A 22918-nucleotide genomic window follows, 5' to 3' on the forward strand; every position below is an offset into this window, starting at 1 on the left:
CCTCAACGCAGCTTGGGGTCGAGGGCGTCGCGCACCGCGTCGCCGAGCATGATGAACGCGAGCACCGTGATCGCCAGCGCGCCGGCGGGCCAGAGCAGCATGTGCGGGGCGTTGCGGATGTACTGCGAGGCGGCCGAGATGTCGATGCCCCAGGAGACGGTGGGAGGCTTGAGGCCGACGCCGAGGTAGGACAGCGTCGCCTCCAGGGCGATGTAGGTGCCGAGCGCGATGGTGGCCACCACGATGACCGGGGCGACCGCGTTGGGCGCGATGTGGCGCAGCAGCATGCGGGAGTTGGAGGCGCCCAGCGCGCGGGCCGCCTGGACGTAGTCGTTCTGCTTGGCCGTGATCACCGAGCCGCGGGCGATGCGGGCGATCTGCGGCCAGCCGAGCAGGATCATGAAGCCGATGACCGGCCACACGGTGGAGGAGGTGACCACCGAGAGGAACACCAGGCCGCCGAGGACGACGGGGATGCCGAAGAAGATGTCGGTGACGCGGGAGAGCAGCGCGTCCCAGCCGCCGCCGAAGAACCCGGCGAGCCCGCCCACGAACGAGCCGAACAGCGCGACGCCGAGGGTGGTGCACACGCCGACGGTGACCGAGGTGCGGGCGCCGTAGACGGTCCGCGTGTAGACGTCGCAGCCCTGCCCGTTGTAGCCGAAGGGATGGCCGGGCTGGGAGCCCTCCTGTGCCTTGGCGAGGTCGCACTGGAGCGGGTTGCCACTGGCGATCAGGGAGGGCCACAGCGAGATGACGACCAGGAAGAGGATGACCAGCGACGAGATGATGAAGACGGGATTGCGCCGCAGGTCGCGCCAGGCGTCCGACCAGAGCGAGCGTGGCTTCTCGGCGGGTCCGGTGCCCTGCGGGCCGCCCGGGGTGCGCTCCAGCGTGGTCGCCTCGCTCGCCGCGAGGTCCATCGCCCCGCCGGCCCCCGTACCGGCGATCGCTCCGTCGTCGTAAGGCTCAGGCATAGCGGATCCTCGGGTCGAGTACGGCGTACAGAAGATCGACGATGAGGTTGGCGATCAGGAAGACCAGGACGAGCACCGTCACGAAGCCGACCACCGTCTGGGTGCTCTGGCGCAGGATGCCCTGGTAGAGCTGGTAGCCGACGCCGTGGATGTTGAAGATCCGCTCGGTGACGATCGCGCCGCCCATCAGGGCGCCCACATCGGTGCCGATGAACGTGACGACGGGGATCAGCGAGTTGCGCAGCAGATGCCGGGTGATCACCCGCCGCCGCGGCAGCCCCTTGGCGATGGCGGTGCGGACGTAGTCGGCGCGGGCGTTCTCGGCGATCGAGGTCCGGGTCAGCCGGGTGACGTACGCCAGCGAGACCGACGCCAGCACGAGCCCCGGGATGAGGAGTTCGTTGAAGGGGGCCTCGGGCTGGACCGTGGGTTTGACGACCCCCCACTCGACGCCGAGCAGCAGCTGGAGCAGCAGCCCCGTGACGAAGACGGGGATGGCGATGACGACGAGGGTCAGCATCAGGACCACGGTGTCGACCGGGCGGCCGCGGCGCAGTCCGGTGACCACGCCGAGGCTGATGCCGATGACGATCTCGAAGAGGATCGCCACGATGGTGAGGCGGATGGTGACGGGGAAGGCGGCGGACATCAGCTCGGTGACCTTCTGCCCGTTGAACGCGGTGCCGAAGTCGCCGGTGAACACGTTCCCCATGTACGTCAGGTATTGCTGCCACACCGGCTTGTCGAGGCCGAACTCCTTCTTGAGCTGGGCGGCGGTGGAGGGGTCGCACGCCTTGTCGCCGCACAGCCCCGCGATCGGGTCGCCCATCACGTTCACCATCAGGAAGATCAGCAGCGTCGCCCCGAAGAAGACCGGGATCATCTGGAGCAGACGCCGGATCACATACCGTCCCATGAGGCCCTCCGGGGGTCGTCGGAACTCTCAACGGCCGTGGCCCGGCGCCAAGTTGCACGCCGGGCCGGGCAGCTACGGCGTCAGCTGACCTTGATCTGGTCGTAGACCGGCACGCTGAACGGGTTCAGGGAGACGTTGGAGATGCGGGTCGAGTAGCCGGCGCTGCCGTTCTGGTACCAGAGCGGGATGGCGGCCATCTGGTCCCGTACGACCCCTTCGGCCTGCTGGAAGGTGGAGACGGCCTTGGCCTTGTCGGTCTCGGCGTTGGCCTGGTCGACCAGCTTGTCGAAATCGGCGTTGGTCCACTTGCCGTCGTTGGAGGAGGCGCCGGTGTAGTACAGCGGCTGGAGGAAGTTCTGGATCAGCGGATAGTCCATCTGCCAGCCCGCCCGGAAGGGGCCGCTCATCTTGGACTGGGTGATCTGGCTGCGGAAGTCGGCGAAGGTGCCGACCGGGCCGCCCACGCACGCCCGGTCGTTGCCCAGCGCGTTGTTGATGCTGTTGCAGACCGCGTCGACCCATTCCTTGTGCGAGCCGGTGTCCGCGTTGTACGAGATCTTCAGCTGCCCGCCGGGGATACCGCCGCCGTCGGCGATGAGCTTCTTGGCCTCGGTGGGGTTGTAGTCGCAGCCGTCCCCGCAGAGCCCGGCCTTGTAGCCGCCGGCCTCGCCGAGCACGGGCGAGGTCCAGTCGGTGGCGGGGGTGCGGGTCTTCTGGAAGATGGTTTCGGTGATCTGCTTCCGGTTGATCGCCCGCGAGATGCCCTTGCGCACCTTGGCCGCGTTCGGGGTGTTCCAGGCGGCGTCGTAGTACGGGAAGGCGAGTGTCTGGATGATGCCGGCCGGAGTGTTGATGTACCGGTCGCCGAGGTCCGCCTTGACGTTCTTGAGCTGGGAGGCGGGCACGTCGTCGACGAGGTCGAGGTTGCCGGCCGTCAGATCGGTGTAGGCGGTGTTGTTGTCGGTGTAGACCTTGAGGTCGATGCCGCCGTTCTGCGCCTTGTCCTCGCCCATGTACCCGGCCCACTTGCGCATCGAGAGCTTCGAGCCCTTGGTGTACGAGTCCACCGTGTACGGGCCGTTGCCGACCGGCTTGGAGAGCCAGGCCGCGTGGTTGTCGAAGAACGCGCGGGGCAGCGGCGCGAACGCGGGGTAGCCGAGGGTGTCGGGCCAGGTGGAGAACTTCTGGTTGAGCTTGACCGTGAAGGTCTTGTCGTCGACGACCTTGAGGCCGGACATGGTGTCCGTGGCCGGACTGCCGCTCTTGGGGTGGATCTGGTCGAAGCCGTCGATGTAGGCGAACATCGAGGCGTTCTTCTGGTTGTTCTTCAGGTTCGCGCCGTAGTTCCAGGCGTCCACGAAGGACTTGGCGGTGACCTTCTCGCCGTTGGAGAACGTCCAGCCGTCCTTGAGCGTGACCTTGAAGTTCTCCGAGTCCGAGGTGTCGATCGACGCGGCGAGCATGTTCTTGGCCTCGCCGGTCTTCGGGTCGTACCGCTTGAGACCGCGCATCAGCATGTCGAGGACCTTGCCGCCCTGCACCTCGTTGGTGTTGGCGGGCTCCAGCGGGTTCTGCGGGTCGCCCCAGGAGGAACTGACGATTCCGTCGGCGCCACCGCCGCCACCGCTCCCCCCACCACCGCAGGCGGTCGCCGCGAGGGCGACGATCACCGCACCTGCGGCCCACTTGGCGTGCGTGGCTCCGCGCATGGAGTCCTCCCTAGAGTCCAACTTGAGGCCTAAGTCTCACTTAGGCCCAAATATCACCCCGGAAGCGGAGGGACCGCACCTTTACCAGCGCCGTACGGGCGCACAGACGGGTGGGCCCGCGATTCCGTCAGGAACCGCGGGCCCACCCGTGCGTGCTGGTTGTCAGGCGGCGCCGACAACGTCCTTCTCTTCGGCGAAGTGGCACGCCGACTCGTGTGCCACCGGGCTGTCCAGACCCTGGAAGCGCTCCGGGATCGCAAGGAGCGGGACCTCGGTGGAGCAGCGGTCCTCCGCCTTCCAGCACCGGGTGCGGAAGCGGCAGCCCGACGGCGGGTTGGCGGGCGAGGGGACGTCTCCGGTGAGGATGATCCGCTCGCGGTGCTCGCGCGCCTCCGGGTCGGGGACCGGGACGGCGGAGAGCAGCGCCTGGGTGTAGGGGTGCGTCGGGTGCTCGTAGATCTGCTCGTCGGTGCCGATCTCGGCCATCTTGCCGAGGTACATCACGCCGACCCGGTCGGAGATGTGCCGAACGATCGACAGGTCGTGCGCGATGAAGACGTACGACAGGTTGAACTCGTTCTGCAGCTTCTCCATCAGGTTGATGACCTGGGCCTGGACGGACACGTCCAGGGCGGAGACCGGCTCGTCGCAGATGATGATCTCGGGGTTGAGGGCCAGGCCGCGGGCGATGCCGATGCGCTGGCGCTGACCGCCGGAGAACTGGTGCGGGTAGCGGTTGATGTACTCCGGGTTCAGACCCACGACGTCCAGGAGCTCCTGGACCTTGCGGCGCCGGTCGCCCTTGGGAGCCACCTCGGGGTGGATGTCGAAGGGCTCGCCGATGATGTCGCCGACCGTCATGCGCGGGTTCAGCGAGGTGTACGGGTCCTGGAACACCATCTGGATGTTGCGGCGCACGGCCTTCAGGGCGCGGCCGGACAGCTTGGTGATGTCCTGGCCCTTGTAGAAGACCTCGCCGGCGGTCGCCCGCTCCAGCGTCATCAGCAGCCGGGCGACGGTGGACTTGCCGCAGCCGGACTCGCCGACGATGCCCAGGGTCTCGCCCTGGTACAGGTCGAAGGAGACCCCGTCGACGGCCTTGACCGCGCCGACCTGCCGACGGAACAGGATGCCGCTGGTCAGCGGGAAGTGCTTGACCAGATTGCGGACCTGGAGGATCGGCTCACCCCGGTCGACCGGAGCGTCGAGGATCGCCTCGACCTCGGTGGTCGTGGAGGCGTCCACCTTGACGATGTCGGTGACGTTGGGGGTGGCGTCCACGGCCTCGTCCTTCTTGTCGAGCTCAGCCATGGATCGTCTCCTTCCAGAAGTGGCAGGCGCTGCCGCGGCCGACCAGATCGGTGCCGTCCTGCTCGGTCACCTGGTGCAGCACCGGGATGTCGGTGCGGCACACGTCCTGCGCCATGGTGCAGCGCGGGTTGAACGCACAACCGCCCGGAATCTTCATCAGGTTGGGCGGCAGGCCCTTGATCGCGAAGAGCTCCTGGCCCTTGTGGTCCAGGCGCGGGATCGACTCCAGGAGACCCTTGGTGTACGGGTGTGCCGGGCGCTTGTAGATCTCGTGCACCGGGGCCTGCTCGACGATCCGGCCCGCGTACATCACCGCGATCTTGTCCGCGACGTCGGCGACCACGCCGAGGTCGTGGGTGATCAGGATCAGGCCCATGTTGAACTCGCGCTGGAGCTCCGCGAGCAGGTCCATGACCTGGGCCTGGACCGTCACGTCGAGCGCGGTGGTCGGCTCGTCCGCGATGATCAGGTCCGGCTCAAGGGCCAGCGCCATGGCGATCATGATGCGCTGGCGCATGCCGCCGGAGAACTGGTGCGGGTAGTCGCTGACCCGGGCCGCGGCGGCCGGGATCTTGACCCGGTCCATCAGCTCGATGGCCTTGACCTTGGCGTCCTTCTTGGACAGGCCCTGGTGCACCCGGAACATCTCGCCGAGCTGGTAGCCGACGCTCAGCACCGGGTTCAGCGCGGAGAGCGCGTCCTGGAAGATCATCGCGATCTTCCGGCCACGGATGGCGCGGCGCTCCTCGGCGGACATCTTCAGCATGTCCTGGCCGCGGAACAGGATCTCGCCCTGCGGGATCTTGCCGGGCGGCATGTCCAGGATGCCCATGATCGCCTGCGCGGTCACGGACTTGCCGGAGCCGGACTCGCCGAGCACGGCGAGCGTCTCGCCCGCGTCGACGCTGTAGTTGACGCCGTTGACTGCCTTGGCCACACCGTCGCGGGTGTGGAACTCGACGTGCAGGTCCCGGACTTCGAGCAGCGGGCCGCCCTTGTCGTCGCCCGCACGGGGCGCCGGGACGGTCGCGGATTCTTCAATGATGGTCACGTCGTACGCCCTCCTCAGCGCAGCTTCGGGTCGAGAGCGTCGCGCACCGCGTCACCGAGCATGATGAACGCGAGCACCGTGAGGCTCAGCATGGCGCTGGGGAAGAACAGCACGTGCGGGGCGGTACGGATGACGGTCTGGCCGGACGAGATGTCGTTGCCCCAGGAGACGGTGCTGGGCGGAAGCCCGATACCGAGGAAGGACAGCGTCGCCTCGGCGGCGATGTAACCGCCGAGCGCGATGGTGGCGACGACGATCACCGGGGCGATCGCGTTCGGCAGGATGTGCCGGAACATGATCCGGCCGGTGCCCGCGCCGAGCGCCTTGGCGGCCTGCACGTAGTCGGCCTGCTTGACCGTGAGCACCGAACCGCGCATGACACGCGCGAGCTGGGTCCAGCCGAGGATGCCGAGCGCGAGGACCACGGTCCAGATGGTGCGGTGGGTGAAGGCGTTCAGGACGACGATCGCGCCGAGCAGCAGCGGGATGCCGAAGAACACGTCCGTGATCCGGGAGAGCAGCGAGTCGAACCAGCCGCCGAAGTAGCCGGCCAGCATGCCGACCAGACCGCCGAGCAGGGTCACGAAGAGCGTGACGCAGACGCCGACGATGATCGAGGCCCGGGCGCCGAACAGGACGCGCGCGAAGATGCTGCGCCCCTGGACGTCGTAGCCGAACCAGTCCTCCTGGAAGAAGTGGCTGTAGCTCGGCACACCCAGGTAGTGCTTGCCGAGGTCGGCGTGGTCCGGGTCGACCGAGGTGAAGAGGCCTGGGAAGGCCGCCACCACCAGCAGGAAGACGATCAGGACGGCGGAGATGACGAAGACCGGGTTGCGGCGCAGGTCCCGCCACGCGTCCGACCAGAGGCTGCGGGGCTTTTCCGCGGCGACGGGCACGGGGGTGACGGCCGGTGTCTCGGCGGCCCCGGCGGAAGCCTTGTTGAGGGTCTCAGGCATAGCGGATCCTCGGGTCCAGAGCGGCGTACAGCAGGTCGACCAGGAGGCTGGAGAGCAGGTAGACGATCACGAGGATCGTCACGATGCCGACCACCGTGGCGTTGTCCGACTGATTGATCGACCGGTACAGCGTGTTGCCGATGCCGTGCACGTTGAAGATGCCCTCGGTCACGATCGCGCCGCCCATCAGGGCGCCGAGGTCGGTTCCGAGGAAGGTGACCACCGGGATGAGCGAGTTGCGCATCAGGTGGACGCCCACGACGCGACGGCGCGGCAGGCCCTTGGCGATGGCGGTGCGGATGTAGTCCGCCCGCAGGTTCTCGGCGAGCGAGGTTCTGCTGAGTCGCGCGATATAGGCGAACGACAGCGAACCGAGCACCACGCCCGGCAGGATCAGCTGCGAGATGTCGTCGGAGTTCTGCACGGTCGGGGTGACCCAGCCGAGTTGGTCCGCGAAGATCGTCTGGAAGATGAAGCCGAGGACGAAGATCGGGATCGAGATCAGCAGCAGCGTGATCACGAGCACCAGCTTGTCCCAGGTCTTGCCGCGGTTCAGGCCGGCCAGGAGGCCCAGCGAAAGGCCCACTACAACCTCGACGGCGAAAGCGACCAGTGCCAGCCGGACCGTCACCGGGAAGGTCTCGGCCATGACGTCGATCACCTTACGGCCGGTGACGAAGCTGGTGCCGAAGTCGCCGGTCACGACGTTGCTGAGATAGTGCCAGTACTGCGCGAGGACCGGCCGGTCGAACCAGTACTCGTGGCGCAGCCGCGCCATCGCCTGCGGGTCGGCAGGTCTGTCGCCCCACAGAGCCCGGACGGGGTCGCCGGGAAGTGAGTACACCATCAGAAAGATGAGCAGAGTGGTCCCGATGAACACCGGGATCATCTGGAGCAGTCGCCTTGCGACGTAGCGCCCCATCGAGCCTCCATAGTCAGCCGCTGCAGCAGCCGGCCCGCCCCGCTCCTCGTGGGAGGGGCGGGCCGGCTGCCCTGCGCGAACGGTGTGGCGCCGACGCGATGTCGGAACGCCGGGGTGGATCGACCGTTAGCGGCCTGTTCGCTACTTCTTCAGAACCTCGACGGCGGTGAAGACCGGCTTGCCGAAGGTGTCGTACGTGACGTTCTTGACGTTGGCCGAGTAGCCGGCGTTCGTCTTGTAGTACCAGAGCGGGATGGCCGGCATGTCGGCGTAGAGCGACTTCTCGGCGTCCTGGTACAGCTTGACCGACTCGTCCAGGGACGCGGCCTTGTCGGCCTTGCCCGTCAGGTCGTCGAACGTCTTGTTCGAGTAGCCGCCCTCGTTACCCGCGGCGGTGGTGCCGTACAGGTCCTTGAGGAAGTTGGCGTTCAGCGGGTAGTCCTGCACCCAGCCCGAGCGGTAGAAGCTCTGGACCTTCTTGTTGGTGCGGACGTCCAGGGTGGTCTTGAAGTCCGCCTTGGAGTCGCTCTCGCACTTGACGCCGGTGGCCTGCGTGATGTTGGAGCAGACCGCCGTCACCCACTCCTTGTGGCCGCCGTCGGCGTTGTAGAGGACCGAGATGGTGGCGTTGGCGCCGCCGGCCTCGGTGACGAGCTCCTTGGCCTTGGTGGGGTTGTACTTGCAGAACTCACCACAGGCGTCGGCGGAGTAGCCCTTGACGGCCGGCGGCACGAAGCCGGTGGCCGGGGTACGCGAGCCCTGGAGCACCGTCTTGGTGATGGTGTCCCGGTCGATCGCCATCGAGATGCCCTGCATGAACTTGCCGCGGTCCTTCAGACCCTTGATCGTCGGCGAGTAGGCCGCGACGGCGATCGTCTGGATCGAGTTCTGCGGGGCGTCCACGGCGCGCTTGCCGAGGTCCTGGTGGTACGTGGCCATGCCGCTCGGGGCGACCTGGTCGAGCACGTCCAGGTTGTTGGAGACCGTGTCCTTATAGGCGGCCTCGGAGGTCGTGTAGAACTTGAAGTCCACACCACCGTTCTTCGGCTTGTCCGCACCGGCGTACTTGTCGTAGGCCTTGGTGAGGAAGTCCTGGTTGTGGTTCCACTTCACGAACTGGTACGGGCCGTTGCCGATGGGCTCTTCGCCGTACTTCTTCGGGTTCGTGTAGAAGACCGACGGCAGCGGCGAGAAGGCGCTGTAACCGAGCTTGTAGGTCCAGTACGGAGCCGGGTTGGCGAGCTCGACCTTGATCGTGTAGTCGTCCGGGGTGGACAGACCCGACATCTTGTCGGACTTCGGGTCACCCTTCTCCGGGTGGACCTCGTCGTAGCCCTTGATGTCCGAGAACCACGAAGCGTTCTGCTGGGCGTTCTTGGCGTTGGCACCCCAGTTCCAGGCGTCCACGAAGGACTTGGCGGTGACCTTCTCGCCGTTGTGGAACGTCCAGCCCTGCTTCACCTTGATGGTGTAGTGGCTGGCGTCGTCCTGCTTGATCGAGTCGGCGACGACGTTCTCGATCGCGCCGGACTTCGGGTCGAAGTCGACCAGCTTGGAGAAGAGGACGTCGGTGATGCGGCCGCCGCCGGTCTCCATCACGTTGGCCGGCTGGATCGGGTGCTGCGGTTCACTGCTCTGGTAGCTGAAGACACCTGCCGGGTCCGCAGCCGCGCCCGAGTTGTCCGTGCTGTCCTTGCCGCCACCACAAGCGGTCGCAGCCAGGGCGATGATTGCCGCTCCCGCGACCCACTTGGCGCTCGTAGCACCACGCATGGGTTTCCTCCTCATGAGTCCACTTGTCACTACAAGAGGGGTACTTCTACGCGCGCTGACACCCCTGACAGCGCTTCTACGTCAAGTACCCCGAGTGTGCTCGTGAGTCGGCACTCCCCACAGTGCGTGACCCATTGACCCGAGCTCAATGGAGCCAACTATTAAGTACGGCCGGGCTGTAAACCACACTTAAAGGGTCTCGGTTTGACAACATCAGTACCGGGCAAGGGCCCGAAATTCGGACAAAGTGAGCACAGACAGACACCCCCGAAACGGACCGTTAACACATCTTCCGGAGAGCGACGGTCGATATCCGAACAGGATGTCCCTTAAAACAACTTGACCCTAGAGGCCAACCACCCGTGCGCGAGGGGTCCTTGCCCATGATCACCCACGCGTGTGTACCCGGCCGTCCAAACCTCCGCACCGACGCCGAAGCCCGGCGCCGCTGCTGCGGGGCCGGGCTTCGGGGCGTACGGGGTACGTCAGTTGCGCTTGGCGCGGGACGCGGTGCGGCCGCGCTCCTTGGCGTCCAGGACGACCTTGCGGATGCGCACGGCCTCCGGGGTCACCTCGACGCACTCGTCGTCGCGGCAGAACTCCAGGGACTGCTCCAGGGAGAGCTTGCGCGCCGGCACCACGTTCTCGGTGTTGTCGGCGGAAGCGGCACGCATGTTGGTGAGCTTCTTCTCCTTGGTGATGTTCACGTCCATGTCGTCGGCACGCGAGTTCTCACCGACGATCATGCCCTCGTAGACCTCGGTGCCGGGCTCGGTGAACAGCACACCGCGCTCCTGCAGGTTGATCATGGCGAAGGGGGTGACCGAACCGGCGCGGTCGGCCACGAGCGAACCGTTGTTACGGGTCGTCAGGGTGCCGAACCACGGCTCGTGGCCCTCGTGGATGGAGTGGGCGATACCGGTGCCGCGGGTGTTCGTCAGGAACTCCGTACGGAAGCCGATGAGGCCGCGGGAGGGAACGACGAACTCCATGCGGACCCAGCCGGAGCCGTGGTTGGACATGTTGTCCATGCGGCCCTTGCGGACGCCCATGAGCTGCGTGACCGCGCCCATGTGCTCCTCGGGGACGTCCACCGTCAGGCGCTCGACCGGCTCGTGGGTCTTGCCGTCGACCTGCTTCGTGACCACCTGCGGCTTGCCGATGGTCAGCTCGAAGCCCTCGCGGCGCATCTGCTCGACCAGGATGGCGAGCGCGAGCTCACCACGGCCCTGGACCTCCCAGGCGTCGGGACGCTCGGTGTCCAGGACGCGCAGCGAGACGTTGCCGATGAGCTCGCGGTCGAGGCGGTCCTTGACCTGACGGGCGGTGACCTTGCGGTCCTTGACCGTCGACTTGGCGTCCGCGCCCTTGCCGGAACCACCACGGCCGACCAGCGGCGAGGTGTTGGTGCCGATGGTCATCGAGATGGCCGGCTGGTCGACCGTGATCAGCGGCAGCGCGATCGGGTTCTCCGGGTCGGCCAGGGTCTCGCCGATCATGATGTCGGGGATACCGGCGACCGCGCAGATGTCACCGGGGCCCGCCATCTCGGCCGGCTTGCGGGTGAGCGCCTCGGTCATCATCAGCTCGGTGATGCGGACGTTGGCGATCGTGCCGTCCCGCTTGATCCACGCGACCGTCTGGCCCTTGCGCAGCTCGCCCTGCTCGACGCGGAGCAGCGCGATGCGGCCGAGGAAGTTGTCGGCGTCGAGGTTGGTGACGTGCGCCTGGAGGGGGGCGGTCTCGTCGTACTCGGGGGCCGGGACGTGCGACAGGATCGTCGAGAAGAACGGCTCCAGGTTGTCGCTGTCGGCCGGGACCGTGCCGTTCTCCGGCTTGGTCAGCGAGGCGACGCCGTCACGGGCACAGGCGTAGACGATCGGGAACTCGATCTGGTCCTCGTCCGCGTCCAGGTCGAGGAACAGGTCGTACGTCTCGTTGACGACCTCGTCGATCCGGGAGTCCGGACGGTCCGTCTTGTTGATGCACAGGATGACGGGCAGGCGCTGCTGGAGCGCCTTGCGCAGCACGAAGCGGGTCTGCGGCAGCGGGCCCTCGGAGGCGTCCACGAGCAGGACCACCGCGTCCACCATCGACAGACCGCGCTCGACCTCGCCACCGAAGTCGGCGTGGCCCGGGGTGTCGATGATGTTGATGGTGATGACGTCGCCGCCATCCTTGGGGTGGTACTTGACGGCCGTGTTCTTGGCCAGGATCGTGATGCCCTTCTCACGCTCCAGATCGTTGCTGTCCATCATGCGGTCGTCGAGCGACTCTGCGGCGTGCGCGGCGAAGGCACCGGCCTGCTTGAGCATGGCGTCGACCAGGGTGGTCTTGCCGTGGTCGACGTGGGCGACGATGGCGACGTTACGGATGTCGTGGCGCGTGGGCATGCTGGCTAGCGCTTCTCTCGATCGTGGGATCAGGCGTCTGACGCGGTCGAGTCCTCGTCCGCCCGCCGGGCAGACAGGCCACGGCTTCACCCCATGGTACGGGGCCGCCGCGCCGACGGCCTCCCGGGCCGACTGTGCCGATCTCCTGCAGGGGGCCACATCGTGATTGAGCCTGGGTCAGGGGCGTACACGACCTTGCCCGCCGGCGGGGCCGGCGGGCAAGGGACTTGAGCAGGTTCTGAGCTTGGGGGCCGATCGGCCCCACGCCCGTGACCTGCTTGTTTTCTCTTCTACTTCTTAGTGTTCGCCGATCCGCCGGATGCCGTTTCCGGCTTCTTGAACCCGATGTCCTCGAAATTCGGGGCCGCGAAGCCGAAGGCGCCCGCATTGGCCACATTGGGCTTGACCGCGACCAGCTGGGGGCGCTGGTAGAGCGGGATCGAGCCGGCCGCCGCCCAGATGCGGGCGTCCGCCTGGCGGACGAGGTCCCGGGCCTCGTCCTCGTCCAGTTCGCCGGCCGCGCGCTCGAAGAGCTGGTCGATGTGGTCGGTGCCGACCCGGCTGTAGTTCTGTTCGACGAGCAGCGAGCCGTCGGACGCGGGCTCCGGCTTGGCGAAGATCGGCCGGTCGTCGGTGGCCGGGTAGGCCGTGCCGGGCCACGAGTACAGCGCCAGGTCGAAGTCCCCGGACGCGATGTGGTCCTTGAAGTAGCTGTCGTCGGCCACCTTGACGATCTCGGTGTTGATGCCGACGTCCTTCAGCATGGCGGCGATCTTGTCGCCCACGGCGCGCAGCGACTCCGAGCCCGGGCCGGAGGGCAGGACGAAGCGCAGGGTGAGCGGCTTGCCGTCCTTGCCGAGCGGGCCGCCCTGCGGGGCCGGGGCCGCCGTGCCCTGCGGGGCGTAGGCACCGGGGGCGCCGCCCTTGGGGCGGGCCTCGGTCTTGGTGTCCTTGCCGGTGTCCTTCCTCGCCTGCTCGGCCGGCTCGCCGTCGAAGAGCCGGGCCTGGCGCACCAGCGCGGCCTGCTGCTGCGCCGCGGTGCGGGCCGGGGCGAGCACATGGGTGCCGGCGGCACCGGAGCTGCCGGGCTTGTCGTCGCCGACGATGTAGGTGCCCTCGTCGTCGGGGTGGTTGCCGGAGTCCCGGCGCTTGCCGTCCTCGGAGTCCTCGGCACCGTCGTCGGCCTTGCTGCCGGCCTTGGCGACGTCCTGCTTGGGCTTCTGCCGGGCGCCGTCCGCGGTCCAGCCGGCGTCGGCGAGCAGCGCCCGCGCCTCCTTCTCGTCCTGGCTGCCGAGCGCGTCGCTGCTGTCGCTGTACGCGTCCTGTCCGGCGAGCGCGAGGTGGCTGCCGGGCGGCAGGGCGGGCAGGCCGAGCGGCTTGAGCACGGCCTCGGCGAGCTCCTGGCGGTTGAGCGCGCGGGCCACCGCGCGTCGGACCCGCTCGTCCGCGAGCGGCCCGGAGGCGCCGTTCAGGGCGAGCTGGGTGTAGGCGGGCTCCAGGGTCTTGCGAATGGCGAAGCCGCGCAGGCCCGCCTGCTCCCTGGCGTACTTCTCGATGGCGGCCCGGCTCTCCTTGCGGGCCTCGTGCTCGGCCTCCGCCTTGTCGTCCTCGGCGCCGTGGGCGATCGCCCAGGAGCGCAGCGCGGAGGCCGGCGTGATGGCGGCGGCGGGGCCGTGCGTGACGGCCTGCCCCTTGTCGCGTTCCGCGAGGGTGATCCGGTCGGCGTCCGCGCGGTCGATCTCGGCCACGTCCACGTTGCCGTCGGCGAGCGCCGCGGCCCGCTTGTCCCGCGGCACGGCCTGCAGGACCAGGCTGTCCAGCTTGGTGGGGCGGCCCCACCAGCGGGGGTTGCGGTCCAGGGTGACCGTGCCCTTGGCGCGGTCGGCCGCCTTGAGCCGGAAGGCTCCCGCGGTCGCCTTCAGGGTCGTGCGGGCGCCGTCGTTGAAGGCGTCGGGGGTGCCGGTGACGTCCTTCGGGTAGAGCGGACTGAACAGCGAGCGCCAGTCCGCGTAGGGCTTGGCGAAGGTGACCTTGACCTCCAGGTCGTTGGCGCCCTTCTCGATCTTCTCGATGCGCTCGTACCCGGCGTTGCGGGCGGTCCAGTACGCCGAGTCCTTGCCGCTGAGCGCGCGCCACTGCGCGACGAAGTCGGGGGCACCGATCTCGCGGCCGTCGCTCCACACCGCCTTCTGGTTGAGCTTGTACAGGACGACCTGCTTGGGCTCGTGCTGGACGACCTCGGCCGACTCCAGGTAGTCGGGGTTGCGCTGCGGGCGGCCCCGCTGGTCCAGCGTGAAGAGCGCGGGCAGTACCGCCTGGGCGACGCGCTGGGAGGCGGCGTCGGCGTCGGCCTGGAAGGTGTTGAGAGTCTCGGGCATCGCGTCGACGGCCCACTTCAGGGTGCCCCCGTCGGCGACGTTCTGCCGGGCCGCGGCCCCGATGTCCTGGGGTGCGGCGCCTGCCGCGGTCCCGCTGTCGGCGGAGCCGCAGCCGGTCAGCAGCACGGGGAGCGCGAGCACTCCGGTGGTCAGGAGCGCGACGGAGCGCGACCGGACGGAGGCCGCGGTCCGGATCGCAGCGACGATCCGGGGCGCCCTCCCGTTCGGGTCACCGACGTGGGACATGGCTTGTACCTCTTCGTCAGATTTATGGGACTTCATGTCATTTCGCGATGATCACACCTATCCCAGCCACTGAAGAGGACGGCCCCCCTGCCGGGGCGGCGACACGGCGCAGCGCGCCCCGAACCCCACCCGTGCGGCCGAACGCACCCGCGAATCCGGCCGCTCCGCACCGGCCGGTCTCGAATGCGGGGCCGATATGAGACGCCCCACGCATCCGCAACCCCACAACCCCGTGCACGCACCTTCACAACCGCGCATGTGAGGCGCGACACTCTCAGGCGCATGAACATTGCCACCCGCTCCGGCGAAAGGCAGGCAAGTCATGTCCCTGCAGGACGAGTTGACGGCGGCTCAGCGCTGCCTCGACGACCTCGTACGCACCGTCGGACGGCTTGAGGAACAGGTCGGGCACGGCCTGGACATCCGGCGGGTGCGGACCGACACCGACCATCTGCGCGAGAGCCTCGCCCTGCTCCGCGCGGCGGCGCCGAGCGGCCCGGCGGCGGCCGGACCCGACCTGGTCACCATCCCCGACACCCCGTACGACACCTCGCTCTGGACCGATTCGGACGACGAAGGGCTCGGGAGCACCCGGTCCCGCGGCCGGCGCACCCCCTGACCTCCACGGGAGCCACTCTTGGCCACAGGCACGGAACCCTCTCCCCTGACGGGGGACAGCACCGGCGTCCATGACGCCTCGCGCGCCGCGATCGGACCCCGTCATCTGCGCACCGACCGGTGGTGGCTCGCCCCGGCCGTGACCGCCGCGGGACTGCTGGCCTTCGTCGTGTACTCGACCTGGCGGGCGTTCGCGAACGCGGACTACTACCACGCGCCCTACGTCTCGCCGTTCTACTCGCCGTGCCTGGCCGACAACTGCGCGGCCATGCGGCACGGCCCGAACGCGGACGTCTTCGGCAGCTGGTGGGGCCTGTCCCCCGCGCTGCTCATCCTGATCTTCCCGCTCGGCTTCCGGCTGACCTGCTACTACTACCGCAAGGCGTACTACCGGGGCTTCTGGGCCTCGCCGCCCGCGTGCGCGGTGGCCGAGCCGCACAAGAAGTACTCGGGCGAGACCCGCTTTCCGCTCGTCCTGCAGAACGTCCACCGGTACTTCTTCTACTTCGCGGTCGTGGTCGCGGGCATCCTCACCTACGACACCGCGCTCTCGTTCCGCGACGAGCACTACCGGTGGGGCCACATGGGGCTCGGCAGCCTCCTCTTCCTGATCAACATCGCGCTGATCTGGACGTACACCCTGTCCTGCCACTCCTGCCGGCACATCATCGGCGGCCGGCTGCGGCACTTCTCCAAACACCCGGTGCGCTACCGGCTCTGGGGCTGGGTCGGAAAGCTGAATGAGCGTCACATGCTGTTGGCCTGGGCCTCGTTGATCAGCGTTGCGCTCGCCGACTTCTATGTGTACCTGCTCTCGACCGGGGCGTTCGACGATCCGAGGTTCTTCTAAAAATGAAGGCAGCCTGAATGACTCAGCTGGAACGGCAGCAGTGGGACGTCGTCGTGGTGGGCGCGGGCGGCGCCGGCCTGCGGGCCGCGATCGAGGCCCGCGAGCGGGGCGCCCGCACCGCGGTGATCTGCAAGTCCCTCTTCGGCAAGGCGCACACGGTGATGGCCGAGGGCGGCATCGCCGCCTCCATGGGCAACGTCAACTCCGGGGACAACTGGCAGGTCCACTTCCGCGACACCATGCGCGGCGGCAAGTTCCTCAACCAGTGGCGGATGGCGGAGCTGCACGCGCGCGAAGCACCCGAGCGGGTATGGGAGTTGGAGACCTGGGGCGCCCTGTTCGACCGCACCCCCGACGGCCGCATCTCGCAGCGCAACTTCGGCGGCCACGAGTACCCGCGCCTCGCGCACGTCGGCGACCGTACGGGCCTGGAGCTCATCCGCACCCTCCAGCAGAAGATCGTGAGCCTCCAGCAGGAGGACAAGAAGGAGTTCGGGGACTACGAGGCCCGCCTGAAGGTCTTCCAGGAGTGCACGGTCACACGGGTGTTGAAGGATTCCTCCACCATCGGACACGCCGACGAAGGCCGGGTCTCCGGCGCGTTCTGCTACGAGCGCGAGAGCGGACGGTTCTTCGTCCTGGAGGCGCCCGCGGTGGTCCTCGCCACCGGCGGCATCGGCAAGTCCTTCAAGGTGACCTCCAACTCGTGGGAGTACACCGGCGACGGCCACGCGCTGGCACTGCTCGCCGGTGCGCCGCTCCTGAACATGGAGTTCGTGCAGTTCCACCCCACCGGGATGGTCTGGCCGCCCTCGGTGAAGGGCATCCTGGTCACCGAGTCGGTGCGCGGCGACGGCGGGGTGCTGCGCAACTCCGAGGGCAAGCGGTTCATGTTCGACTACGTGCCGGACGTCTTCAAGGAGAAGTACGCGGAGTCCGAGGAGGAGGGCGACCGCTGGTACGAGGACCCGGACCACAACCGCCGCCCGCCCGAGCTGCTCCCCCGCGACGAGGTCGCCCGCGCGATCAACGCCGAGGTGAAGGCCGGCCGGGGCACCCCGCACGGCGGCGTCTTCCTCGACGTCTCGACGCGGATGCCGGCCGAGGTGATCCGGCGTCGGCTGCCGTCGATGTACCACCAGTTCAAGGAGCTGGCGGACGTGGACATCACGGCCGAGGCCATGGAGGTCGGGCCCACCTGCCACTACGTGATGGGCGGCATCGCGGTCGAGTCCGACACCGCGGCGGCCCGCGGGGTGCCGGGCCTGTTCGCGGCCGGTGAGGTGGCCGGCGGAATGCACGGCTCCAACCGGCTCGGCGGCAACTCGCTCTCCGACCTGCTGGTGTTCGGCCGGCGGGCCGGGCTGCACGCCGCCGAGTACACGGCCTCGCTCGCCGTCCGCCCGGCCGTGGACGAGGCCCAGATCGACACGGCCGCCGCCGAGGCGCTGCGCCCCTTCAGCGCCGAGGCCCCCGCGGACGGCTCGCCCGTCGAGAACCCGTACACCCTGCACCAGGAGCTCCAGCAGGCCATGAACGACCTGGTCGGGATCATCCGCCGGGAGGGCGAGATGCACCAGGCGCTGCGCAAGCTCGCCGAGCTGCGCGCGCGGGCCCGGCGGGCCGGGGTCGAGGGGCACCGCCAGTTCAACCCGGGCTGGCACCTCGCGCTCGACCTGCGCAACATGCTCCTGGTGAGCGAGTGCGTGGCGCGGGCCGCCCTGGAGCGCACCGAGAGCCGTGGCGGCCACACCCGCGAGGACTGGCCCGGCATGGACCGCTCCTGGCGCCGGGTGAACCTGCTCTGCCATCTCGCCGACCCCACCGAGGGGCTGGCGCCGCCCGACTCCGAGGGCGGCCAGATCCGGCTCGTGCGCGAGGAGACCGACCCCGTCCGCGCGGATCTGCTCTCCCTCTTCGAGAAGGAGGAGCTGGTCAAGTACCTCGCCGAAGAGGAGCTGAAGAGTTGAGTACGTACGATGCGAGCTTCCGGGTGTGGCGGGGCGACACCGGCGGCGGTGAACTCACCGACTTCACGGTCGAGGTGAACGACGGCGAGGTGGTCCTCGACATCATCCACCGCCTCCAGGCGACCCAGGCCCCCGATCTCGCGGTGCGCTGGAACTGCAAGGCGGGCAAGTGCGGTTCGTGCAGTGCGGAGGTCAACGGCCGGCCCCGCCTGATGTGCATGACGCGGATGTCGGTGTTCGACCCGGCGGACGTCATCACGGTGACTCCCCTGCGGGCCTTCCCCGTTGTGCGCGATCTCGTGACGGACGTGTCCTTCAACTACGCGAAGGCGCGGGAGGTCCCGGCGTTCGTGCCGCCCAAGGGGGTGGCGCCGGGCGAGTACCGGATGCGGCAGATCGACGTCGAGCGGTCGCAGGAGTTCCGCAAGTGCATCGAGTGCTTCCTGTGCCAGGACACCTGCCACGTGGTCCGGGACCACGAGGAGAACAAGGCGGCCTTCGCGGGCCCGCGCTTCCTGATGCGCGTCGCCGAACTCGACATGCATCCGCTGGACGCCGCCGAGGAGACCGGCCTCGACCGCAAGCGGACCGCGCAGGACGAGCACGGGCTGGGCTACTGCAACATCACCAAGTGCTGCACGGAGGTGTGCCCCGAGCACATCAAGATCACCGACAATGCGCTGATCCCGCTGAAGGAGCGGGCGGCGGACCGCAAGTACGACCCGCTGGTGTGGCTGGGCAACAAGATCCGGCGGCGCGATTCTTGACGGTGCGTCAGCTCCAGCCCCTGCGGTAGGCCGCCCAGTCGTCCGCGCGCTCCGCGAAGTCGACGTACAGGGCGACGCCGAAGTTCTGGCGGTGGCGGTCGGTGCGGGCGAGCCCGAGGCGGGCTCCTCGCACGGCTGCCTCCACGGTCTCGGCGGAGCCGTGGTGGGTCAGGGTCTCGTCGTCGTAGAACGGCAGCCCCATCAGCAAGTCGGTCTGTTTCGGGGTGACTTGAAGGGCGAGTGCGGTCTGCCGGGCGACATAGCCGCCGTACAGGCTCTGCACCGGCATGGCCGTGTCGTACGACATCACGGCGATCTGGTCGACCCGGCGGGCGACTTGGCCGAAGTAGGACTGCGCCCACCACTTGCCGTGCCCGGTGAGGCCGTCGGCGGCCGTGTGCAGGGCGGGCAGCGGGTCTATCTGGTGCGCGGCCACGGACAGCAGGGCGCCGCGCGCCCGCGTGAGGGCGTGCAGCGAGTCGAGCAGGGCGAGATAGTCCCGGTCGCCCGAGGGCAGCGGTTCCAGGTCGAAGTGGACGCCGTCGAAGCGGGCCCGGTCGAGCACCTGGCGGGCGCTGGTGACGACCGACGTGCGGGTCGTTTCGTTGTCGAGCCGCAGCCCGACCGGGCCCTCGCTCGCCAGCTCGTCGCCCAGCCAGGCCTGCACCCGCACGTTCGGCAGCCTGCGGTGCACCCCCGCGACCAGCCAGCCGGCCCGGGGGTAGCGGGCGGCGGGCAGGGTGCCGTCGTGGTCGAGCGGGCCGGTGTGGACGAAGAGGTCCTTGATCCCGCTGCCGCGCACCTTCGCCGCGAAGGCGTCGAGGTCCTTGTCGCCCTTGCGGCCGTCGACCCAGGCATGGCCCAGCCAGTACGCGTCATGGCCCCGGGTCCTGGTGTCGTCGCCCGGGACGCCCGCGTACTGGGCGCGCAGGGCCGTTCCCGCGGCGGCCGTCAGCACGACGACGGCCAGCGTCACGGCCAGCAGCGCGCGGCGCGTCCAGCGCCCCCCACGGCCGCGCCACCACGTACGTATCCCAGCCATTTCGGTGCCTCTCCCCCTGTGGTGCCGAACTGCCCACCCTAGCCGCGCTCCGCGCGAGGGCTCCGCGTCGGCAGGATGTACAAGAGGGATGCATTCCGGTCGCCATGGGCCTGTTTCGGCCATACGCTCGAAGCGTGATGCAGCCCGCTTCGACCGTCGACCTGGTGCTGCCGGTGGCCGTGGTCGTGGTGGCGGGCGCATCGGCCGCGTACGCCTACCTGAAGCGGAAGCGGCGGACCCACACCCGCACCACACCCGGCCACGGCCAGTCGCCGCCGCCCTCACCGCCCCCGCCGCGCTGAGGCGGCCCGGGCCGGAACATGCCGCGGCCCGGGGCTAGAACATGCTGAGGAGCTGCTCCTCCGTCAGCTCTGCTGCGGCGGGCGCATCCCCGTCGGGCAGGGCCAGTTCGAACCAGACCGTCTTGCCGCGCGGGGTGCGGCGGGCACCCCAGGCGGCGCTGAGCAGGCCGACGAGCTGGAGGCCCCGGCCGCCCTCGTCCGTGTCGCGGGCGCGTCGGCGCCGGGGCTGGACCAGACCCGCGTCCCACACCTCGCACACCAGCGTGCGGTCGCGCAGCAGGCGGAGCCGTATCTCGCCGTCGCCGTAGCGCAGCGCGTTGGTGACGAGCTCGCTCACCAGGAGTTCGGTCGTGTCGACCAGGTCGCCCAGGTCCCAGGCGAGCAGCTGGGTACGGGCGAGTTCCCGGGCCCGGCCCACCGAGCGGGGCTCGCGCGGCAGCCGCCAGTCGCCGACCGCGTCCGACGGCAGGCCCTGGATGCGGGCGAGCAGGAGCGCGATGTCGTCCTCGCCGTGCCGGGTGTCGAGCGAGCCGAGGACCTGGTCGCAGACGTCCTCCAGCGGGCGGTCCGGGTCGGTGAGGGTCTTGCGGAAGGCGTTGAGGCCCTCGTCGAGGGGGTGGTCGCGGGACTCGACGAGGCCGTCGGTGTAGAGGGCGAGCAGGGCGCCCTCGGGCAGATCGACCTCGACCTCCTCGAAGGGCTCCCCACCGACGCCGAGCGGCAGCCCGGGCGGCACGTCGAGCAGCATCGCGGGCTCGCCCGGGTCGTCGCCCGGCTCGACCAGGACGGGCGGCAGGTGCCCGGCGTTGGCGAACGTACAGCGGCGGGTGACCGGGTCGTAGACCGCGTACACACAGGTCGCCAGGTAGACCTCGCCGAGGTCGGCGTCGCGGGACTTGTGGGCGACGCGGGAGGCCTGCTGGCTGCCGCCGGGGGCGCCGAGGCCCCGGGCGATCTCGTCGAGGTGCGAGAGGACTTCGGCGGGTTCGAGGTCGAGCAGCGCCAACGTCCTCACCGCGGTGCGCAGTTCACCCATGGCGACGGCGGCGCGCAGGCCGCGCCCCATCACGTCGCCGATGACGAGGGCCGTGCGGTGCCCGGGCAGTTCGATGACGTCGAACCAGTCGCCGCCGACCTCGGACTCGGCGCTGCCGGGCAGATAGCGGCAGGCGATGTCGAGCCCGGCGGCCTCCGGGTCGCCGGGCGGGAGCAGGGAGCGCTGGAGGATCAGCGCGCGCTCGTGCTCCCTGCGGTAGAGGCGGGCGTTGTCGATGCAGACCGCGGCGCGCGAAGCGAGCTCGGTGGCCAGCGCCCGGTCGCGCTCGCCGAACGGCTCACTGCCCTTGGCGCGGGCGAACTGCACCAGGCCGACGACGGTGTCGTGGGCCACCATCGGCACGGCGAGGGTGGTGTGCACCAGGCCGCCGTCGGCGCCCCGCACGGTGTGCACGCGGGCGGTGCGCAGGGCGCTCGCGTACGGGGAGTGGAACCGGTAGCGGTGGACGTCGCCCACGCCCACCTCCGCTTCGTCCGCCTCGCCGCCCTCGCCACCGGCCAGCGGCCCGTCCGAGACGGCGCTCGCGAAGGCGACCCGGCGCAGTTCGCCGCGCCCGTCGGAGGACCCGGCGGCGGGGTCGTCGCCGGCGAGCAGGGCCTGGTAGAGGTCGACCGAGGCCAGGTCGCAGAAGCCGGGGACGGTGATGTCGAGGAGTTCGCGGGCGGTGGTCTCCAGGTCGAGGGAGTTGCCCATGCGGGCGCCCGCCTCGTTCAGGAGGGCGAGGTTGCGGCGGGCGTCGGCCGCCTCGCGGGCGGCGTTGTGACGCCGGGTCACATCGATGCCGAGCCCGGCGACGCCGATGGGGCGGCCGGTGCCGCTGTGCACGCGGTAGAGGTTGATGGCCCAGTGCCTGCGGTCGGAGCCGCCGGGCGCCGCGCCGACTATCTGGAGGTCGGTGACGGACTCCCCGGTGTCCAGGACCCGTTGCAGCGCGGCCGACATCCGGTCGGCCTCCGAGCGGCTGAGATAGTCGTGGACGGTGTGCCCGCGGTGCTCGTCGGGGTCGCCGCCGAAGACGGTGGCGAACCGCCGGTTGGCTCGCAGCACCGTGAGGTCCGTGCCGAACAGCAGGAAGCCATAGGGAGATTGACCAAAAATGGCCTGCGATGCGGCAAGGTCGGTCTCGATGCCGCGCAGAGCGCGTACGTCCACGACGATACAGAGGGCCGCGCGTTCGTCGGCGGCCGTCCGGCTCGGCATGACGTAGAGCTCGGCCAGGCCCTGGGCGCGCTCGCCGCCGTCCGGCGAGGGCAGGCGGAACGGGACGACGCCCGTCCACTCCTTGCCGTCCAGGATCTCCGTGACCCGACGATGGCCGCGCGGACGCAGTTCGGGGGGCATGAACGCGTCGACCGGATCGCGGCCGATCACGGCGGCCGCGGCCAGGCCGAACTGCTCCTCGGCCCGCAGGCTCCACTGCTCGATCAGTCCGTCCGGCCCGATCGAGAACGAGGCGACGCGGATGTAGTCATAGATCGAGCCAGGCGGACTGCTCTGCCACACGACATCGCCAGCCGTCTCAGGTATCTCGCTCACGCGACCGTCCCCTCCAGCTCACCGCACCGGACCGGCCTTGACCGCAGTATTCAGCACTACGGCCCCAGCCGACACGGCGTTCACGATCACATCCCGGTCTCGTTCTTTTCCAGCCGTTGTCGACCGGTCCCGTTACGGGCTTGT

General features: G+C 69.2%; 17 protein-coding genes. 5 read left to right on the forward strand and 12 right to left on the reverse strand.

Features of this window, described 5'->3' with window-relative positions; all coding sequences use genetic code 11:
• Positions 1 to 2: 2 nt before the first annotated feature.
• The 10 genes from IE267_RS01180 to IE267_RS01225 all read right to left on the reverse strand — a co-directional run bounded on the left by IE267_RS01180 (position 3) and on the right by IE267_RS01225 (position 14632).
• Positions 3 to 977, reverse strand: a complete 975-nt coding sequence (locus tag IE267_RS01180) for an ABC transporter permease (protein WP_167157227.1) — start codon at positions 975 to 977, stop codon at positions 3 to 5.
• Positions 970 to 1893: an ABC transporter permease gene (locus IE267_RS01185; protein WP_161255611.1), complete on the reverse strand. Its 924-nt coding sequence runs from the start codon at positions 1891 to 1893 to the stop codon at positions 970 to 972. Before IE267_RS01185 ends, IE267_RS01180 begins: the two co-directional genes overlap by 8 nt.
• A gap of 80 nt (positions 1894 to 1973) precedes the next feature.
• Positions 1974 to 3602, reverse strand: a complete 1629-nt coding sequence (locus IE267_RS01190) for a peptide ABC transporter substrate-binding protein (protein WP_189761900.1) — start codon at positions 3600 to 3602, stop codon at positions 1974 to 1976.
• Between the two features lie 162 nt (positions 3603 to 3764).
• Entirely contained in the window at positions 3765 to 4913 is a 1149-nt protein-coding gene (locus IE267_RS01195; RefSeq protein ID WP_161255616.1) for an ABC transporter ATP-binding protein, read from the reverse strand.
• Positions 4906 to 5964 (reverse strand): ABC transporter ATP-binding protein, encoded by a 1059-nt coding sequence (locus tag IE267_RS01200; protein WP_167157231.1) that lies wholly within the window; start codon positions 5962 to 5964, stop codon positions 4906 to 4908. Before IE267_RS01200 ends, IE267_RS01195 begins: the two co-directional genes overlap by 8 nt.
• Before the next feature lie 14 nt (positions 5965 to 5978).
• Positions 5979 to 6920, reverse strand: coding sequence for an ABC transporter permease (locus IE267_RS40055; protein WP_161246787.1), 942 nt, complete (start codon positions 6918 to 6920; stop codon positions 5979 to 5981).
• Positions 6913 to 7842, reverse strand: coding sequence for an ABC transporter permease (locus tag IE267_RS01210; protein WP_161246789.1), 930 nt, complete (start codon positions 7840 to 7842; stop codon positions 6913 to 6915). The genes IE267_RS40055 and IE267_RS01210 overlap by 8 nt, the downstream gene beginning before the upstream one ends.
• Before the next feature lie 141 nt (positions 7843 to 7983).
• Positions 7984 to 9615, reverse strand: coding sequence for a peptide ABC transporter substrate-binding protein (locus tag IE267_RS01215; RefSeq protein WP_167157233.1), 1632 nt, complete (start codon positions 9613 to 9615; stop codon positions 7984 to 7986).
• A 485-nt stretch (positions 9616 to 10100) separates the two neighbouring features.
• Complete coding sequence (gene typA / locus IE267_RS01220) at positions 10101 to 12008, reverse strand: translational GTPase TypA (RefSeq protein WP_161246791.1); 1908 nt, start codon at positions 12006 to 12008, stop codon at positions 10101 to 10103.
• Between the two features lie 290 nt (positions 12009 to 12298).
• Positions 12299 to 14632, reverse strand: a complete 2334-nt coding sequence (locus IE267_RS01225; RefSeq protein WP_167157235.1) for an ABC transporter family substrate-binding protein — start codon at positions 14630 to 14632, stop codon at positions 12299 to 12301.
• A 322-nt stretch (positions 14633 to 14954) separates the two neighbouring features.
• Between IE267_RS01225 and IE267_RS01230 the strand changes: the two genes are divergently transcribed.
• From IE267_RS01230 to IE267_RS01245, 4 genes are read left to right on the forward strand one after another with little or no spacing between them, the layout of a single operon-like run.
• Positions 14955 to 15251: an Rv0250c family protein gene (locus tag IE267_RS01230; RefSeq protein ID WP_161246795.1), complete on the forward strand. Its 297-nt coding sequence runs from the start codon at positions 14955 to 14957 to the stop codon at positions 15249 to 15251.
• Positions 15252 to 15269: 18 nt separating this feature from the next.
• Positions 15270 to 16100, forward strand: a complete 831-nt coding sequence (gene sdhC / locus IE267_RS01235; protein ID WP_189761901.1) for a succinate dehydrogenase subunit SdhC — start codon at positions 15270 to 15272, stop codon at positions 16098 to 16100.
• 17 nt (positions 16101 to 16117) lie between these two features.
• Positions 16118 to 18070 (forward strand): fumarate reductase/succinate dehydrogenase flavoprotein subunit, encoded by a 1953-nt coding sequence (locus IE267_RS01240; protein WP_167157239.1) that lies wholly within the window; start codon positions 16118 to 16120, stop codon positions 18068 to 18070.
• Positions 18067 to 18837 (forward strand): succinate dehydrogenase/fumarate reductase iron-sulfur subunit, encoded by a 771-nt coding sequence (locus IE267_RS01245; protein WP_161246801.1) that lies wholly within the window; start codon positions 18067 to 18069, stop codon positions 18835 to 18837. The genes IE267_RS01240 and IE267_RS01245 overlap by 4 nt, the downstream gene beginning before the upstream one ends.
• 7 nt (positions 18838 to 18844) lie before the next feature.
• On the opposite strand, the gene IE267_RS01250 is transcribed toward IE267_RS01245, so the two are convergent.
• A complete protein-coding gene (locus tag IE267_RS01250) occupies positions 18845 to 19879 on the reverse strand; it encodes a glycosyl hydrolase family 18 protein (protein ID WP_229860551.1) in 1035 nt (344 codons plus the stop codon).
• A gap of 134 nt (positions 19880 to 20013) precedes the next feature.
• Here IE267_RS01250 and IE267_RS40060 point away from each other — a divergent pair, with 134 nt between their 5' ends.
• Positions 20014 to 20181 carry a hypothetical protein gene (locus IE267_RS40060; RefSeq protein WP_167156478.1) on the forward strand — a complete coding sequence of 56 codons (168 nt, stop codon included), beginning with the start codon at positions 20014 to 20016 and terminating at the stop codon, positions 20179 to 20181.
• Between the two features lie 34 nt (positions 20182 to 20215).
• On the opposite strand, the gene IE267_RS01260 is transcribed toward IE267_RS40060, so the two are convergent.
• The gene (locus tag IE267_RS01260) at positions 20216 to 22774 is read right to left on the reverse strand and encodes a SpoIIE family protein phosphatase (RefSeq protein ID WP_189761902.1); all 2559 of its coding nucleotides are present in this window, start codon (positions 22772 to 22774) and stop codon (positions 20216 to 20218) included.
• Between the last annotated feature and the right edge of the window lie 144 nt (positions 22775 to 22918).

Origin of the sequence: Streptomyces xanthochromogenes, from assembly GCF_014650455.1 — a bacterium.
GTDB lineage: Bacteria > Actinomycetota > Actinomycetes > Streptomycetales > Streptomycetaceae > Streptomyces > Streptomyces xanthochromogenes.

What these genes read in the sequence shown, in the direction of transcription:
- IE267_RS01180 (WP_167157227.1), bottom strand. Translation starts at nt 977, where the DNA reads ATGCCTGAGCCTTACGACGACGGAGCGATCGCCGGTACGGGGGCCGGC.
- typA (WP_161246791.1), bottom strand. Translation starts at nt 12,008, where the DNA reads ATGCCCACGCGCCACGACATCCGTAACGTCGCCATCGTCGCCCACGTC.
- IE267_RS40055 (WP_161246787.1), bottom strand. Translation starts at nt 6,920, where the DNA reads ATGCCTGAGACCCTCAACAAGGCTTCCGCCGGGGCCGCCGAGACACCG.
- IE267_RS01215 (WP_167157233.1), bottom strand. Translation starts at nt 9,615, where the DNA reads ATGCGTGGTGCTACGAGCGCCAAGTGGGTCGCGGGAGCGGCAATCATC.
- IE267_RS01240 (WP_167157239.1), top strand. Translation starts at nt 16,118, where the DNA reads ATGACTCAGCTGGAACGGCAGCAGTGGGACGTCGTCGTGGTGGGCGCG.
- IE267_RS01230 (WP_161246795.1), top strand. Translation starts at nt 14,955, where the DNA reads ATGTCCCTGCAGGACGAGTTGACGGCGGCTCAGCGCTGCCTCGACGAC.
- IE267_RS01210 (WP_161246789.1), bottom strand. Translation starts at nt 7,842, where the DNA reads ATGGGGCGCTACGTCGCAAGGCGACTGCTCCAGATGATCCCGGTGTTC.
- IE267_RS01250 (WP_229860551.1), bottom strand. Translation starts at nt 19,879, where the DNA reads ATGGCTGGGATACGTACGTGGTGGCGCGGCCGTGGGGGGCGCTGGACG.
- IE267_RS01185 (WP_161255611.1), bottom strand. Translation starts at nt 1,893, where the DNA reads ATGGGACGGTATGTGATCCGGCGTCTGCTCCAGATGATCCCGGTCTTC.
- IE267_RS01190 (WP_189761900.1), bottom strand. Translation starts at nt 3,602, where the DNA reads ATGCGCGGAGCCACGCACGCCAAGTGGGCCGCAGGTGCGGTGATCGTC.
- IE267_RS01195 (WP_161255616.1), bottom strand. Translation starts at nt 4,913, where the DNA reads ATGGCTGAGCTCGACAAGAAGGACGAGGCCGTGGACGCCACCCCCAAC.
- IE267_RS01225 (WP_167157235.1), bottom strand. Translation starts at nt 14,632, where the DNA reads ATGTCCCACGTCGGTGACCCGAACGGGAGGGCGCCCCGGATCGTCGCT.